The 15,818-nt window shown below is 70.5% G+C and carries 12 protein-coding genes; 3 read left to right on the top strand and 9 right to left on the bottom strand.

The annotated features are described in order from the left end of the window. Positions 1 to 100 precede the first annotated feature (100 nt). The 4 genes from AB0D57_RS25510 to AB0D57_RS25495 all read right to left on the bottom strand — a co-directional run bounded on the left by AB0D57_RS25510 (position 101) and on the right by AB0D57_RS25495 (position 4,989). Positions 101 to 1,432 carry a wax ester/triacylglycerol synthase family O-acyltransferase gene (locus AB0D57_RS25510; protein WP_362077282.1) on the bottom strand — a complete coding sequence of 444 codons (1,332 nt, stop codon included), beginning with the start codon at positions 1,430 to 1,432 and terminating at the stop codon, positions 101 to 103. 251 nt (positions 1,433 to 1,683) lie between these two features. Continuing rightward, the gene (glgC, locus tag AB0D57_RS25505; protein ID WP_362077279.1) at positions 1,684 to 2,901 is read right to left on the bottom strand and encodes a glucose-1-phosphate adenylyltransferase; all 1,218 of its coding nucleotides are present in this window, start codon (positions 2,899 to 2,901) and stop codon (positions 1,684 to 1,686) included. 80 nt (positions 2,902 to 2,981) lie between these two features. After that, positions 2,982 to 4,133, bottom strand: a complete 1,152-nt coding sequence (gene glgA, locus AB0D57_RS25500; protein ID WP_362077276.1) for a glycogen synthase — start codon at positions 4,131 to 4,133, stop codon at positions 2,982 to 2,984. 106 nt (positions 4,134 to 4,239) lie between these two features. Next, positions 4,240 to 4,989, bottom strand: a complete 750-nt coding sequence (locus tag AB0D57_RS25495) for a (2Fe-2S)-binding protein (RefSeq protein WP_362077273.1) — start codon at positions 4,987 to 4,989, stop codon at positions 4,240 to 4,242. Positions 4,990 to 5,199: 210 nt separating this feature from the next. Between AB0D57_RS25495 and AB0D57_RS25490 the strand changes: the two genes are divergently transcribed. Beyond that, positions 5,200 to 6,441, top strand: coding sequence for a DMT family transporter (locus tag AB0D57_RS25490; RefSeq protein ID WP_362077270.1), 1,242 nt, complete (start codon positions 5,200 to 5,202; stop codon positions 6,439 to 6,441). On the opposite strand, the gene AB0D57_RS25485 is transcribed toward AB0D57_RS25490, so the two are convergent. Then, complete coding sequence (locus AB0D57_RS25485; RefSeq protein WP_362077267.1) at positions 6,431 to 7,582, bottom strand: transglycosylase family protein; 1,152 nt, start codon at positions 7,580 to 7,582, stop codon at positions 6,431 to 6,433. The two genes, AB0D57_RS25490 and AB0D57_RS25485, sit on opposite strands and share 11 nt — an antisense overlap. Positions 7,583 to 8,141: 559 nt before the next feature. Between AB0D57_RS25485 and gndA the strand changes: the two genes are divergently transcribed. Further along, the gene (gene gndA / locus AB0D57_RS25480) at positions 8,142 to 9,581 is read left to right on the top strand and encodes an NADP-dependent phosphogluconate dehydrogenase (protein WP_362077264.1); all 1,440 of its coding nucleotides are present in this window, start codon (positions 8,142 to 8,144) and stop codon (positions 9,579 to 9,581) included. Between the two features lie 447 nt (positions 9,582 to 10,028). On the opposite strand, the gene AB0D57_RS25475 is transcribed toward gndA, so the two are convergent. From AB0D57_RS25475 to panD, 3 genes are all read right to left on the bottom strand, one after another. Then, positions 10,029 to 10,703, bottom strand: coding sequence for an aspartate/glutamate racemase family protein (locus AB0D57_RS25475; protein WP_362077261.1), 675 nt, complete (start codon positions 10,701 to 10,703; stop codon positions 10,029 to 10,031). Further along, complete coding sequence (locus tag AB0D57_RS25470; RefSeq protein WP_362077258.1) at positions 10,703 to 11,047, bottom strand: GNAT family N-acetyltransferase; 345 nt, start codon at positions 11,045 to 11,047, stop codon at positions 10,703 to 10,705. Before AB0D57_RS25470 ends, AB0D57_RS25475 begins: the two co-directional genes overlap by 1 nt. Positions 11,048 to 11,113: 66 nt before the next feature. Continuing rightward, complete coding sequence (gene panD / locus AB0D57_RS25465) at positions 11,114 to 11,533, bottom strand: aspartate 1-decarboxylase (protein ID WP_362077255.1); 420 nt, start codon at positions 11,531 to 11,533, stop codon at positions 11,114 to 11,116. A gap of 1,245 nt (positions 11,534 to 12,778) precedes the next feature. On the opposite strand from panD, the gene AB0D57_RS25460 reads away from it, so the two are divergent. Further along, a complete protein-coding gene (locus AB0D57_RS25460) occupies positions 12,779 to 13,843 on the top strand; it encodes an alkene reductase (protein WP_362077252.1) in 1,065 nt (354 codons plus the stop codon). 408 nt (positions 13,844 to 14,251) lie between these two features. On the opposite strand, the gene AB0D57_RS25455 is transcribed toward AB0D57_RS25460, so the two are convergent. Continuing rightward, entirely contained in the window at positions 14,252 to 15,094 is an 843-nt protein-coding gene (locus tag AB0D57_RS25455; protein WP_362077249.1) for a tryptophan 2,3-dioxygenase family protein, read from the bottom strand. Positions 15,095 to 15,818 lie beyond the last annotated feature (724 nt).

Here is a 15,818-nt window from a genome sequence, read left to right as displayed (position 1 = left end):
TCGGGGTTTCGCGCCGCGCTCGAACCGCGTTCGCTTTCGAAGGCGGAATTTTACGGAGCAAGTGGGCAAGGCGCCAAACCCGCGATGATCAGCGGTGCTTTCAGGGGCCGCAGGCGGCGGTCAGGGTCTCCACCTCCTCGGACACCGCGCGGGCCAGCCGGTCGAGGTCGGGCACGGCCTGTGCGTCGGCGACGAGCCCGTAGTGGACACGTCCGCGATACGTCGACACGGCGACCGCCAGCGCCTGGCCGCGGGCCAGCGGGGCGAGCGGATAGACCTCGGTGAGCGGGCAGCCGCCGAGCTTCAGGCCGAGACTGGGCAGCGGCACGCTGGTGACCAGGATGTCGAAGAGGAGCCGGGCCGCCTGGCCGACGGCGGGCCCGCCGAGGCGATGGCCGATCGGCGGCACATGGTCGGCGAGCAGGGCGACGGCGCCCGCCCCCCGGTTGGGCCCCGCGTCCTTGTTGCGGTCCATCGCCGTCCGTACGGCGCGCAGCCGGCCGAGCGGGTCCGGGTCGTCGACGGGGAGCAGTATCAGGTAGCCGGAGAGCCGGTTGCCCTGGGGGTGCGCGGTGCGCGGGCGGCGCCTGGAGACGGGGATCAGGGCGCGGGGCGCGACTCCCTCGCTGCCGTCGCCGCGCTCGTCGAGCCAGCTGCGCAGGGCGCCCGCGACGATGGCGATCAGGACGTCGTTGACGGTGCCGCCGACGCTCTTGCGGACGCGGTGCACATCGTCGAGGTCGAGGGCCACGCCCGCGACGCGGCGGGTGCCGGTGGGCTGCGAGGTCAGCGCGGGCGAGGACCGGACGCCCAGGGTGGCACGGGCGACGGAGGCGCCGATGTCCAGGGCACGGCCCACATCGGAGAGGGTGCCGCGGACGAGGTCCGGCAGCTTGCGGACGTCCGGGAAGAGCCCGCGTGGCGGCTCCACGGGGCGCGGGCGGGGCTCCGGCATGTCCATCGGGTCCATCATGGCGGCGGCGAGCATCAGCGCCCGCAGCCCGTCTGCGAGCGCGTGGTGGAACTTGAAGAACACGGCGAACGACGTGCCGTCCTCACCAGGCAGCACATGCGCCTCCCACGGGGGCCGACCGCGCTGCAGCCGGCGCTCCATGAGGCGTCCCGCGACCCCGTGGAAGTCCGCGGTCGGCGCGTGCAGCCGGACGTGGTCGAGCGGCTCGAAGTCGGGCGCGGGCTCCCGGGTCGCGCTCCCGAAGGCCAGCGGGGAGGCAAGGGGCTGCCAGACGTCGCGGATCCGCATGCGCAGTCCGGGCACCCCGGCCGCGCGGGCCGCGAGCAGGTCGGCGGCGTGCGCGCCCGCGGTGGGCGAGTGCGCCTCGAAGACACCGATCGCGCCGAGGTGCATCGGGTGCTGAGCGGACTCGATGTTCCAGAAAGCCAGGTCGAGTGGTGCGAGGAGGTCGTTAATCAAAGGCTTGCTCTCGCGTCGACGACAGGTGAGCAAGCAGTGAAACCCGGAGAGGTGATTACGGTCAAGTACGATCAAGCTACGCACAGTTAACAGCAGATTAAGTCCCACCCCGTCGAAACGGGTGGGACACAAGGGGCACCTGAGGCCTGTTCAGGACAGGGGGCGCGACCGTGGCGGTCGCGCCCCATCCGGACGGCTCAGCGCCGAAGGGTGAACGCGAGCGGGCGGGAGCGGGCATTCGGAGTACGTGTTCACGACACGAGTTGACCCTTGCCCAGCGCGATCACTCCCCCTTTCGAGACCGTGTAGAGGTCGGCGTCCCGCCCGGGGTTCACGCCGATCGTCGCGCCCGGCGGCACCTCGACGTTCTTGTCGAGGACCGCGCCCCGCACGACAGCGCCCCGCCCTATGTGGACGTTGTCGTGCAGGACCGAGCCCTGCACGACGGCTCCCGGATCGACCACCACGCCGGGCGACAGCACCGACCTCGTGACCTGCCCCCGGATCAGACAGCCCGCACTGATGATCGACTCACCGGCGATGCCCCCGGCGTTGAATCTCGCCGGCGAGAGCTGCCCGGAGTGGGTGTAGATGGGCCAGCTGCGGTTGTACAGGTTGAAGGCGGGGCGTTCGGCGATGAGGTCCATGTGGGCGTCGTAGTACGCGTCGAGGGTTCCGACGTCGCGCCAGTACCCCTGGTCGCGGGTGGTCTCGCCGGGTACGTGGTTGTCGCTGAAGTCGTACAGCTGTGCCTCGCCCCGGTCGGTCAGCATGGGCAGGATCGAACCGCCCATGTCGTGCACCGACGCCTCGTCCTCCGCGTCCCGCTGGAGCGCCTCGACCAGGGCCTTGGTGGTGAAGATGTAGTTGCCCATCGAGGCGAAGACGCACTCGGGGTCGTCCGGGAGGCCCGGCGGATCGGCGGGCTTCTCCAGGAAGCCCCGCACGCTCTGGCCGTCGGTGCCGGGGCTGATGACCCCGAACGACGAGGACTCGGAGCGCGGCACCCGTATGCCGGCCACCGTCACACCCGCGCCGCCCTCGATGTGCTGGGCCAGCATCTGCCGCGGGTCCATGCGGTAGACGTGGTCGGCGCCGAACACCGCGATGTAGTCGGGCCGCTCGTCGTGCACGAGGTTGAGGGACTGCAGGATCGCGTCCGCGCTGCCCAGGTACCAGCGCGGTCCGAGCCGCTGCTGGGCCGGGACCGGAGTGACGTAGTTGCCCAGCAGACTCGACATCCGCCAGGTCGTCGTCACATGCCGGTCCAGGGAGTGCGACTTGTACTGCGTCAGGACGCAGATGCGCAGGATGTCGGCGTTGACGAGGTTGGAGAGTACGAAGTCGACGAGGCGGTACGTGCCGCCGAAGGTGACCGCGGGTTTCGCGCGGTCCGCGGTGAGGGGCATGAGCCGTTTGCCCTCTCCACCCGCAAGTACGATTCCCAGCACCGAAGGTCCACCGCGCATACCGCCGCCCCTCTACGCCCGGTCGAGCCGCCCCCGGTCCACCGGGCCGGCCCTGTTGCTGAACTACACCTGTCCGATGGTTACCCCGGTTTGAGGACTTCCTCGTACAGCTGGACGGTCTTGCGGGCCACCGCGTCCCAGCCGAACTCCCGCACCGCGCGCTCGCGTCCGGCCTCGCCCATCCGCCGGGCCTTCTCGGGGTCGGCGAGCACGGAGTCGAGGGCCAGCGCCAGATCGGCCTCGAAGTTCCCCTCGACCGTCACCAGGACGCCCGTCACGCCGTTCTCGACCACCTCGGGAATCCCGCCGACCCGGGACGCCACCACGGCCGTTCCGCAGGCCATCGCCTCCAGGTTGACGATGCCGAGCGGCTCGTACACCGAGGGGCAGACGAACACGGCGGCGTGCGTGAGGAGTTGGATGACATCGGGGCGCGGCAGCATCTGCGGGATCCAGCGCACTCCCTCGCGTACGCCGCTCAATTCCTGGAAGAGGTCGCGGAACTCCCGGTCGATCTCCGGGGTGTCCGGGGCGCCCGCGCACAGCACCACCTGCACGGCCGGGTCGAGGTGCCGTACCGCGCGCAGAAGTTGGGGCACGCCTTTCTGGCGGGTGATGCGGCCGACGAACAGGATGTACGGGCGGCCGGTGTCGATGCCGATGCGGTCGAGGACGTCCGTCCCCGGGTCCGGGCGGTAGAGGGAGGTGTCGATGCCGTTGTGCACGACGCGCACCTTGGCCGGGTCCAGGGCCGGGTAGCAGGCCAGGATGTCCTCGCGCATGGCGCCGGAGACGGCGATCACGGCGTCGGCGGCCTCGATGGCGGTGCGCTCGGCCCAGCTGGACAGGGCGTAGCCACCGCCGAGTTGCTCGGCCTTCCAGGGGCGCAGCGGCTCCAGGGAGTGGGCGGTCATGACGTGCGGGATGCCGTGGAGCAGCTTCCCGAAGTGGCCGGCGAGATTGGCGTACCAGGTGTGCGAGTGGACGAGGTCGCGGCCTTCCAGGGCGGCGGCGATGGCGAGGTCAACCGAGAAGGTGCGCAGCGCGTCGTTGGCGCCGTCGAGCGAGGACCAGGGCCGGTGGCGCACGACGCCGCCCGCGGCACCCTCTCCCCAGCAGTGCACGTCCAGCTGCGTGAGAGACCTCAACTCCCGGGCGAGGAACTCGACATGGACCCCGGCACCGCCGTACACGTCCGGCGGATACTCCCGGGTCAGCAGTCCCACTCGCACGCAGAACCCCCCCGTAATAGCGTGTGCTGGTGCCCTTCATGGTCACCCAGATGAGGCGGTTGGGGAAGACCACGGACTTAGACCGACCAGCAATTGCCGGTCGGTCTCAGAGAGGGCCCGCCGCCCGGCCCGGCGGGCGGTCGAAGCAGCAGTCGCCGCAGAGTCCGCCGCCGGGGAGGCGGTAGTAGAGGCAGCAGCTGCGGCGGCGGAGCGTGCCGGGGTCGACGGTGCCGGAGAGGTCCGGGTGCGCAAAGAGGTCGGCGGCGAGGCCGCGGGCCCGGTCGGCCACGTCCGTACGGCCGTCGGCCTTGGCCCAGCGATCGAGCTGGCGCCAGGCACCTGCCAGGGCCGAGCCCGCGTTGCCCCACAGCAGGCGTTCCGAGATGCGGTACCGGGATCGCAGGGCCGCCGCCAGCGGGGCGAGGTGGCGGTCTCGTACGACCTCCCCGATCGCCGTGGCGGGCAGGGCGCGCACCTTGGACAGCCACAGGTCGTCCGGAGCGCTGCCGTCCGGATCCCAGTGCAGCAGCTCCGGATCGAGGTCCGGCAGCTGCCCGTACAGCGCGGCGGCGCCGAGCGCGATCGACCACAGCCGGGCCGCGAGGGCCTGCTGCGCCACCGAGACCGCGATACGCGGCTCAGGCGCATGAATACCTTCCGCGACCTTTTGAATGCGGAAAGTTAGCGAATCCGCGTAAACCTCTTCGGGGTCGCCGATCCATGGTGTCGCATAGGCCTGTGCGAGCGTGGGCAGCGGGCCGCGCGGCGGTACGCCGGTGCGTAGTACGAAGAAGCCGCCGAGCGAGCCGAGGGCCGTGAGTTCGGGGTCGAGGTCCACGAAGAGCAGTAGTACCAAGCCCCCTAGGGGATGCCACCACGGGGACCACACCCGGTGTCGCCCACCCAGGGGAGGACAAAGTGCGTTTCGTACTGCATCGGCAGTAGGACTCAATGCCTGCTCAGGTACGACGACGTGAGCGCGTGCGCGAGGCATCGTAGTGGCTATGAAGGCCGATCGTTCGCCGCGACGGGCACACCGCCCGCGCCGCACGCAGAGGAGGGACTCATGAGCGCACTCGCGCTGTCCGTCCTGCTCTCGTTCGTCTCCGCCGTAGCGTACGCGGGCGGCGCGATCGTGCAGGAGCAGGTCGCACTGACCTCTCCCGACCACACGTACGCGCCGATGCGCCGTCCGGGCTGGTGGGCGGCCGTCGCCCTGAGCGGCCTCGGCGGAGTGCTGCACGTGGCGGCGCTCGCCTACGGCCCGCTGAGCCTGGTGCAGCCGCTGGGCGCACTGACCATCGTGTTCGCCCTCCCCATGGCGGCGCTCTTCGTCGGCCGCAAGGCCGGGGCGACCGCCTGGCGCGGCGCGATCATGGCCACGGTGGGCCTCGCGGTGCTGCTGTCCCTGGTCGGCTCGGCCGATGCGCAATCCCTGAGCGACGCACAGATCACGGTGCTGGCCGTGGTGGCGGGTGGCTCGGTGGCGGCGTTCATGGTGGCGGGCCGCGCCGCGCACCGGCACCCGGCCGCGCGCAGTGCGATGCTCGCGGTCGGATCGGGCATCGCCTTCAGCATGTCCTCCGTGTACACGAAGGCGGTCGCGGTGGACTGGTCGAACCAGGTCTCGCTCTCCGACCTGCCCAGCCTCGCCCTCATAGGTGTCTTCGCGACGGCCGGAATGCTGCTGTCTCAGGCCGCCTACCGGGGCGGCGGCCTCGCGGCGCCGCTGGCCACGCTGACGGTCGTGAACCCGGTCGTGGCGGCCGCCGTCGGCATCACGATGTTCGGCGAGACGTTCCGGTACGGCCAGACGGGCACCCTGCTCGCGCTGGGCTGCGGCGTGGTCGCCGCGGGCGGTCTGATCCTCCTCACGACGGAGCAGATCGGCAGCACCCGGCGCACGGCCGATGACGCCGCACCAGCCGCTCCGGCGGCCGGTGGCGCCGATGCCGAATCGAACCCGGCCGTGTCGCCCTCCGTCGAGAAGCTGCTGCTCGCGGGGCTTCCCGAGCAGCGCCACCTCGCTCAGACCGGCGAGGACGGGTTCGCCGCCGACCTGGGGGACAGGTTCGTACCGGCCGAGGACAGGTTCGCCGCGGACCTGGAGGACAGGTTCGTACCGCCTGAGGACGTCTTCGTGCTGACCGAGGACGTCTTCGTACCGGCTCCGGTGGCGGTGCCTGCCGCGGAGGGCTCGTCCGAAGAGGACGGGCCGCCCGGCGAGCCTGCGTATGTCGGCCCCTTGTGCGGGCTCTACATACCGACGCCCGTCCTCGACCACCACCGAACCTGCGTCAAATCCTGACGCCGCCCGCCCTCAAGTAGGCCGCCGGGTCGATGTCAGAACCGAAGCCGGGCCCCGTCCGCACCTCGAAGTGCAGATGCGGGCCCGTGCTGTTGCCCGTGGAGCCGGAGCGGCCGATCCGCTGGCCGCCCACCACGCTCTGCCCGTCCTTCACGGAGATCGCCGACAGATGGGCGTACTGCGTGAAGTGGCCGTCGGCGTGCCGGATCACCACCTGGTAGCCGAACGAGCCGCCCCAGCCCGCGGTGACCACGTGGCCCGCGGCGACCGCCTGCACCGAGGTGCCGGTCGGCACGGGGAAGTCGACGCCCGTGTGGTAGCCCTTCGACCAGGACGCACCGGCAGCACGGTAGGGCGTGCCGGTCGCGGCCTTCACGGGGGCGACGAGGGTGTGGGTCTTCTTGACGGGGTCCGAGGAGGTCTTCTTGACCGAGGACTTCTCCGTCGGCGCGGGCGCGCTCTCCGTGTGCGCGGGCGCCTGGGTCTTGCCGCGCAGGTTCAGCCGCTGGCCCGGCAGGATCAGGTCCGGGTCGGAGCCGACGGCCTTGCGGTTCGCGGCGTACAGCTGCTGCCAGCCGCCCTGGACGTTGCGGGAGTCGGCGATGCCGGAGAGCGTGTCGCCGTGGATGACGGTGTACATCTCGGCGGTGCCGGCCTGTGACTGGGGCGTGGTCTGCGGTTGTACGTCGCGGACGGAGCGCTTGGCCGTCTGGGGCGCGGTGCTGGACGGGTCGGCGGTGGGGCTGATGTCGGGGGTGTCGCCACCCCGGGTGAGGCCCGCGCGGACCGAGCAGACCGGCCAGGCACCGGGGCCCTGGCCCTTCAACACCTTCTCGGCAATGGCGATCTGCTGGTCCTTGGTGGCCTGATCCGCGCGCTGTGCGTAGACCTTGCCGCCGTAGGCCTCCCAGGTGGACTGGGTGAACTGCAGTCCGCCGTAGTAGCCGTTGCCGGTGTTGATGCTCCAGTTGTTGGTGGATTCGCAGGCGGCGACCTTGTTCCAGGTGTCCACGTCGGCCGCGTGCGCGACGCCGGTGCCGATGAGCGGGAGTGCCATTCCGGCGCCGCCCGCGGTGACGGTGAGTGAGGCGCGATTGATCCTGTTCGGCTGATACCGGCGGTGCCGGCCGCGTACGGCCATGTGGGAGCCCCCTAGACATGCGTCAGGAGCGGCAAAAGTAAGCGCTGCGAACAGGCCATGACAAGGGTGCAATCGGTCGTACTGCGCCGCCAGGTGGCCTGGATGAGCCTCCGCTGACGTTGGGTCACTTCGCCGCAGGCGGCGGCGAGTGAGGTGATGCCGGGTCGTTCGGGCGGTCTGTCGGCCGCCTCCGCGGCCTGACCTTCACACGGACAATCAACCACGCCGTCGCAGGCGGCCCGATCCGCATAGGTGCCCCAGACCTCTCCCGGGTAGCCTGATCAAGGCCCGCAGGCTTCCTCCGACCGTCGTCGTCTGCGCGCAGCAGAGCCTGATCACAGCGGCGATCGCCGCTGACACTCGGGCATACCGGCGACCGGACCGGTGAAAGCCGCCGCCCTGCCGACACACCCGGCGATGAGGCACCAAGGGGTTCTTCTGCGTACACACCCTCGACGCGTCAGGATGGCCAGAGGCAGCACTGACGAGTACGACTGACAGCACCGAACAGCAGCACCGATTACAGGACCTCTTGCAGGACCTCTTAGGAGCCAACCGTATGAGCACTTCAGCCCAGATCGGCGTCACTGGTCTCGCGGTCATGGGGCGCAACCTCGCCCGCAACTTCGCACGCAACGGCTATACGGTCGCCCTCCACAACCGCACCGTGGCCCGGACCAACGCGTTGGTGGAGGAATTCGGCCATGAGGGCGAGTTCGTGGCGGCGGAGACCGCGAAGGAGTTCGTGGCCGCACTGGAGCGACCGCGACGCCTGGTGATCATGGTGAAGGCCGGTGAGCCGACCGACGCGGTGATCCAGGAGTTCGCCCCGCTCCTGGAGCCCGGCGACATGATCATCGATGGTGGCAACGCGCACTTCGCGGACACCCGGCGCCGGGAGCGCGAACTGCGCGGCCAGGGCATCCACTTCGTCGGCACGGGCGTCTCCGGCGGCGAGGAGGGCGCGCTGAACGGGCCGAGCATCATGCCGGGCGGCTCGCCCGAATCGTACGAGTCGCTCGGCCCGATGCTGGAGAAGATCTCCGCGAAGGCGGCCGACGGCGCTCCCTGCGTGACGCACGTCGGTCCCGACGGAGCCGGGCACTTCGTGAAGATGGTGCACAACGGCATCGAGTACGCCGACATGCAGCTGATCGGCGAGGCGTACCAGCTGCTGCGCGATGTCGCCGGGTACTCCCCCGCGCAGATCGCCGACATCTTCCGCACCTGGAACACCGGTCGGCTCGACTCTTACCTGATCGAGATCACGGCCGAGGTCCTGTCGCACGTGGACGCGGCGACGGGCAAGCCGTTCGTGGACGTGGTGGAGGACCGGGCGGAGCAGAAGGGCACCGGTCGCTGGACCGTGCAGATCGCCCTCGACCTGGGCGTGCCGGTCTCCGGTATCGCGGAGGCGGTCTTCGCCCGCTCGCTGTCGGGGCACGCCGATCTGCGGGCCGCCTCGCGCGGGCTCGCGGGCCCGAAGGCGACGCAGCTCGGGGAGTCCGAGGCGGCGGCCTTCGCGGACCGGGTGGAGCAGGCGCTGTACGCCTCGAAGATCGTGTCGTACACGCAGGGCTTCCACGAGATCAGCGCGGGCAGCGACGAGTACGACTGGAACATCGACCTCGGCGCCGTCTCCTCGATCTGGCGCGGCGGCTGCATCATCCGGGCTGCCTTCCTGGACCGTATCCGGGCCGCGTACGACGCCCGGCCCGATCTGCCGAGCCTGCTGTCCGACGACACGTTCGCACAGGAGATCGCGGCGGCTCAGGACGACTGGCGGGAGGTCCTCGTGGCCGCCACCCGCCAGGGCGTGCCCGCGCCTGGTTTCTCCGCGGCCCTCGCCTACTACGACGCGCTGCGCGCCGAGCGTCTGCCCGCCGCTCTGACGCAGGGGCAGCGGGACTTCTTCGGGGCGCACACGTATCGCCGGACGGACCGGGAGGGGTCGTTCCACACGCTGTGGGGCGGCGACCGGTCGGAGGTCGAGGCCTGAGCGCGGTCGACATGCGCCACTGAGGCCGTCATGTCCCCGGTTCCGGGGACATGACGGCCTCGCCGCGTGCGACGGGGTCCATGGGGTCCATGGACCCCGTCGAGTTTCAGGAGAGCGGTCGCGGTTCGGGCTCCGGCACCGGCTCGGGGCCCGGCGGCTGCGGGATCGGGGACGGGGGCGGTGTGGGCTCCGGTGCCGGGTGGGGGCCCGGAGCCGGGTCCGGGACAGGCTGCGGTTCCGGGAAGGGCTGCGGGCGGTCCGGGCCCGGCCCGGGTGTCGGGCCCGGCCTCACCGGATCGGGGAACGGATGCGTCATGGTGTCCTCCAGCCAGTCGGTACATCGGCCCTGGGACTTGTCCCACACGTACCCGGTCCGCGCGCACCCACTCACCCCGTCGCGCGAGGGATGCGGACCAGGTGGGTCTACTCGACGTGCGCCACCGTCACCTACTGCACCGCGTCCGCCCCGGCGGCGAGACCCCGGCGGGGGCTCGACAGAACCGGGATCGAGGTCGTGGTCAGATGCTGGGCCGGAGCCATGGACCCCTGGGCGAGGACGATCGCGTCGGCGTCGGTGACCGCGTCGGTGGCGGCCGCCACGGCGCGGGCGCAGCCGTCCGTGTCGCCTGCCTCGAAGAGCGTCCACGCGCCCTCGACCAGCACGGTACGGACCTCGACGGGACGCCCGGCACGACGGGCCTCCTCCTCGACGAGGGCGACCGTCGGCTCCAGCGTGCTCTCCACGGTCGCGAGGACGACGACGCGCGGGCCCGCGGCCACCGCGGCGGCGGCCATCGGCCGGTCCGAGCGGAGCACGGGCACCGCTGCGCCCGCCCGTTCCGCGACGTCTCCAATGGTCGAGCAGGTGCACAGCACGGCCCGCGCGCCCTCCGCGGCGGCCCGGTCGAGCACCGCCCGCACCTCCTCGGCCACCGCGTCCGGGCCCTCGATCCGAGCCCGGGCCAGCAGTCCCTCGTCCACGAAGTGCCGCAGCCGCAAACCCTCGTGCGCCTCGTCGCGCAGCGCGTCGAAGACGGGGACGTGAGCGGGCGAGGTGTGCAGCAGAGCAAGCGTTCCGGGCCGGGACTTCACCGACGCCCCGTCGTCAGAAACGCCGGTCATCAGAAGCGGCCCGGATGTGCCTTGAGCCACTGCACCGCCGCCTCCCGCAGCTCCGGGGCGGCCACCGGAGCCTCCTCGGGGTGGCGTGCCGCCCACTTCACGACGTACGGGCACAGCGGCGCGACCACGATGCCCTCGCGCGCGGCGATGGCGTACAACTCGCGGGCAAGGGAGCCCGCGATGCCCTGCCCCTCGTGCTCGGGTTCCACGATGGTGTGCACGGGGACAAGGGCGCGCGCGGGGGCTTCGAGGACGAAGTACTCGATGTGGCCGACCACTTCCTCCCCGGCCAGCGCCTCCAGGCGTCCGCCCGCCCGGTCGTCGCGGATCTTGATGTCGCTCATGGGTACTCCTTCGCGTCCTCGGGTCCTCTGTCGTCCGACTCCCATGGCAGGGTTTCAGGCAGAGGTTCAGCCGGTGACTGCCTGTGGACTGCGCTCCTGGTCCGAGCCCGGCACCGGCTCGGACGGATCGGCCCCCAGGGCCACCATCCGGTTGTCCCGGTCCACGTGCACGACCCGCGGCCGCAGCGCCCGCGCCTCGGCGTCGGAGACCTGAGCGTAACTGATGATGATCACCAGATCTCCGGGACGGACGAGATGGGCCGCCGCCCCGTTGATCCCGACCACTCCGGAGCCGCGCTCGCCCTCGATGACGTACGTCTCCAGGCGGGCGCCGTTGGCGATGTCGACGATGTGGACAAGCTCACCGGGCAGCAGATCGGCGGCGTCGAGGAGGTCGGCGTCGATGGTGACGGATCCGACGTAGTGCAGATCGGCCTGCGTGACCGTGGCACGGTGGATCTTCGACTTGAACATTGTACGAAACACGGAAAAACTCCCGATTCGTCTGCTCCCTGCCTGCTTTTTACAGGTCAAGGGCGGTCTCCGGAGCGTACAACGATTCGCATTTTCGGTCAGCTGCCCCAGGTGTTTCAGGACTCACACTGACCCGTTGCCGACTATCCTGATGAACCATCAGCCCTGGGGGCCATGAGCCGCCGACGGGCCGGTTGCCGCACCGCTCCGGTGGACGACACGGCCGCAACAGCGATTCACAAGCGCGTGGTCGTGGCCCACGGCGAGTGGTTGACGCGCTCGGGAATGGTGGCCTTGACGCCCCGCCGCCGCGGGTAGGCGCGGAACGTGAAGTCGTTGTGGGTGCCTGCGGTGACCGGGAACGCCAGGGGCCGGCCGCGTCCGTCGCAGGCAGATGGATCTTCTTCGCCAGACCGCCGGGGGAGCGTCCGAGTCCACGTTCGTCGAGCCCCCTTTCGCGGCAGAGCACTGATGGGTGCGGACAACGGTGGAGTCCAGGGCAAACCAGCCGGTCCACCTTGGTGGCGCTCTGGGCCGACTGTGAGCCGGTGGAGAAGCGGCCTGCCGTCGAAGATTTCCTGCGAGCCTGGGAAGTCAGGCCGTACGAGCCGGCTGCCCGCGGCCAGCACCAGCTTGTCGTAGGCCAGGTCCAGCACTCCTGGACGCCGCCGACCTCAGCCCGACGGACGAGCGCCAGCTCGCCCAGGCCGGCCTGCTGCGCGGTCAGATCATGTTCGCCTCCAGGAGCACCGGCACCCGCCTGAGAGCGGCGGGGCCGGATCCTCCGACATATAGAGGAAGGCGCGGCTGATTACTGCCCGGCCGTGCCTGGTCCCGAGGTGATCGTGTCGACCGGGTACGACGAAGTCTTCCCGGTCTGCGCAGCGACGGAGCGCGGGGCGTCGGCCGCGGCCGGGCGCGCGAGAAATGGCGCCGGGCCACCACCGAGGAGGGAGCTTTCCTCGGCGCGGGCGTGTGCGCCGAGAAGAACGTGATGATCGCGGGCAAGCAGCACTTCGGAGCCGGCCCGGCGCATTCCGCGCCACCGCGGCACGCCACCGAGGCGCACAACAGTGTGACAATGAGGGCGAGCGGTCCAACACTGTGTCACATTGTTGTTCTGCATTTGCCCAACCGTCGAACTTCGTTGATGTATAAACCAGTTGTGGACGGAGACTCTGCCCGCCTGCGTGCAGGTCACCCCACGCCGTCCCCGGGACCGTTTCGTCGCGGGGCTGTCACAGGAGAGGAAGAGTTGTGACCAACGCATTAGAACCCGTCGAGGTCGGCACCATCACGGCGGCGAACCGGGTGTTCATGGCCCCGATGACGCGTAACCGCGCCACGCCGGACGGACGGGCCACCGACATCATGGTCGACTACTACACCCAGCGGTCCAGTGCCGGTCTGATCGTCACCGAGGGCATCCAGCCGAGCGTGGTCGGCCAGGGCTACATCTCCACGCCCGGCCTGCACAACGCCGAGCAGGTCGCCGCCTGGCGAGCCGTCACGGACGCCGTGCACGCTGCGGGCAGCATGATCTTCGCCCAGATCATGCATACGGGCCGCGTGGGCCACCCTCTGCTGACGGGTCTGACCCCCGTGGCTCCGTCCGCAGTGGCTGCGCCGGGTGTCACGTACACCGCGGAAGGCCCCAAGGACAACGGTGTCCCACGTGAGTTGACCGAGGAGGAAGTCCTCCGGACCATCGAGGACCACGCCACCGCCGCCCGCAACGCCGTCGACGCCGGATTCGACGGCGTGGAGATCCACAGCGCCAACGGCTACCTTCTCCAGCAGTTCCTCTCCGACAACGTCAACCTGCGGACGGACCGCTGGGGCGGCAGCGTCGACAACCGCGTCCGCTTCCCGGTCGAGGTCGTCAAGGCCGCCGCGTCGGCCATCGGCGCGGAGCGGGTCGCCCTGCGTATCTCCCCCGGGAACACCGACCTCGGCATCGTGGAGAGCGACCCGGCGGGGCTGTACGCCACGCTGCTCAGCGCCCTGTCCGACCTGTCCCTCGCCTACGTCCACATGCGCGAGACCGGGGAGCGCGACCTCACGCGCAAGATGCGCGCCGCCTGGCCGGGCACGTTCGTTCTCAACCCCCTCTACGACGAGCACGCGCCGCACGTGGCGGTGGCCGAGGTGCTGGGAGAGGGCATCGCCGACGCGGTTGCCCTGGGCCGCCCCTACCTGGCCAACCCGGACCTCATCACCCGGCTCAGGACCGAGGGCCCGTACAACACGGCCGATCCGAAGAGCTTCTACGGCGGCGACGCGACCGGTTACACCGACTACCCGACCCTCACGCCCGCCTGACGCACTTCCTTCGGCCAAGCCGCGCTGCGCTCCCCAGCCCTGGCGAGAGGGGGAGCTCACGGGGCCGAGGCGCCGCCGGCGAGCGTCTCGCCGGCGGCGATGCGCAGCTGCGCCTGCACGACCCCGGCACTGCCGGTCCGCCTCCTCCCCGGACTCAGGCCGGCCACGCAGGCCCGTGTCCCCGCCGGTGACGGCCTGCGCGGTGGCGTCCACGACCTGGCGGTCGCTGCTGGTGTCACCGATGAGGAAGCGCCGGTCCCCGACGCCGGCGCCGCCTTACTCGCCCAATCTGTGAGGGTCTGCACCACGCCCCGCCCCCGCCCCCGCCGCGCGGCGGGGGCGGGGCGTTCGCGTTGAATCCCGGGGCGTCCTTTCGGCTCTGGTGGGCGCCCCGGGCAGCTTGCGCCGTCACATGGCGGCGCGAGCACTCCACAGCTCGGGGAACACGGGCAGGTCCAGGCTGTGGCGCAGCCAGGCGACGGCGTCGGTACCGTAGAAGCCCGGCTTGGTCCCGTAGGTGCGCTGGGTGACGGTCAGATGGCCCTGCTTCCAGCGGGTGAAGCAATCGGCAACACGGATCAATGCCTCGCCCAGCTCACGCAGTTCGCCGAGGGACCCGTCCCCGTAGACCCGCGTCCAGGCCGCCTCGACCTCCGGCCGCGCGGCGTACGGTTCGGTGTAGTCCCGCCGAACGGCCGAGTCGGGCAGCGGCACTCCGCAGCGGTACAGCAGGGCGAGAACCTCGTCGTACAGGCTGGGTTCGCCGAGTGCCTGCCTGAGCTCCTCGTGGATCCGCGGTGTGGGCTCGTGCGGCGCCAGCATCTCCGGGGACTTCAGGCCCAGCAGGAAGTTCAGATGGCGGTACATCGGCGACTGAAGGGACGATGAGCCGCCAAGGTGGGCCAGGATCGGGTTCCAGTCCGCCGGCGTCATGTCGGTGTAGCTCTCCCACGTGCCCTCCAGAGCGCGCAGGTGGGCCGCGCTGCGGCTCAGGGTGCGCAGCGCGTCGGCGACGTCGTCGGCGCGGATTTCCTGCCGCGCCCTGCCGAGCTCGTGGCACAGCAGTCCGAAGTAGAGTTCCATCACCTGGGAGCTGACCAGAAAGGCCATCTCGTAAGGGGTCTCGGTGACGGGCTGCTGCAGATTGTGTAACTGCTGGACCTGGAAGTAGTCGAGGTACTTCGTGGTTCCATCCGATACGCCCGATATGGCGGTCGAAGGGCGGAGATCACGCCATGATGCGTCGGCCATGAGAAATGGGTCCCTCTCGGAAACGAGGGCGCGTAGCGGCTCTCGCACGCCGTGGCACCGGCGGACCTCCGTGCGCCCGGCCTGACCACGGGTAACCGCCCCGGCAAGGGCGGAGGCTCAAGAGAGCTTACCAATGTTCAAACGTCAATAACACTGTGTCAGCCGACAGTGTCAAACTGGCCCCGATGGCGGCCCGAGGGCCGTCCTCTCACACACCCCAGCCCACAGCGGTAAGCGACCCGCGTCTCCACACACAGGGACAGCTCGGACAGCACCGGGTGCGACCCGGGATCCGGCCAACACAGGGCAATCCGCTGGAGCGAGGACACTGGCCGCCGCCGCATCGTTCACTACCGTCTACGACTACGGCCTGGACTGCGCTGCCGGATGCCCTCCTCGACGCTGCGGGGCCACTCGTGTGTAGGGCAGATACATCAGGTCTCGCCTTCACGGTGAGGCGGTGTATCAGGAGGTGTGGAAGCGGGCAAACCGAACGTGGTGATGTGAGAGATGTGCTGTGGTACGCCGAGGAGCAATGGTGCGCCGCCGACCGGCCAGGTCGCGCCCGCCCGCAGGGGTTCACAGCACCAAGAGCACAGATCGGGGTGTCTGCTGCCCGGTTGTCCACGAGGGCCCCGGCTGGGGCCCTCGGACATCCGGACCACCCGCCGTGCCTCGTCTGTCGGTGCGGCACGGCAGCACGCAAGAGCGGCGGGTCGCGAAA

The sequence above is a fragment of the Streptomyces sp. NPDC048275 genome (assembly GCF_040652275.1).
Classification (GTDB): Bacteria; Actinomycetota; Actinomycetes; order Streptomycetales; family Streptomycetaceae; genus Streptomyces.
The sequence above is the reverse complement of the archived record's forward strand: the minus strand, read 5'-3'. Positions and strand labels throughout refer to the sequence as shown.

Excerpts from the sequence above, each read along its gene's own strand:
- AB0D57_RS25455 (WP_362077249.1), bottom strand. The coding sequence starts at position 15,094 with ATGGCCGACGCATCATGGCGTGATCTCCGCCCTTCGACCGCCATATCG.
- AB0D57_RS25475 (WP_362077261.1), bottom strand. The coding sequence starts at position 10,703 with ATGACCGGCGTTTCTGACGACGGGGCGTCGGTGAAGTCCCGGCCCGGA.
- AB0D57_RS25485 (WP_362077267.1), bottom strand. The coding sequence starts at position 7,582 with ATGGCCGTACGCGGCCGGCACCGCCGGTATCAGCCGAACAGGATCAAT.
- AB0D57_RS25470 (WP_362077258.1), bottom strand. The coding sequence starts at position 11,047 with ATGAGCGACATCAAGATCCGCGACGACCGGGCGGGCGGACGCCTGGAG.
- gndA (WP_362077264.1), top strand. The coding sequence starts at position 8,142 with ATGAGCACTTCAGCCCAGATCGGCGTCACTGGTCTCGCGGTCATGGGG.
- AB0D57_RS25490 (WP_362077270.1), top strand. The coding sequence starts at position 5,200 with ATGAGCGCACTCGCGCTGTCCGTCCTGCTCTCGTTCGTCTCCGCCGTA.
- glgC (WP_362077279.1), bottom strand. The coding sequence starts at position 2,901 with ATGCGCGGTGGACCTTCGGTGCTGGGAATCGTACTTGCGGGTGGAGAG.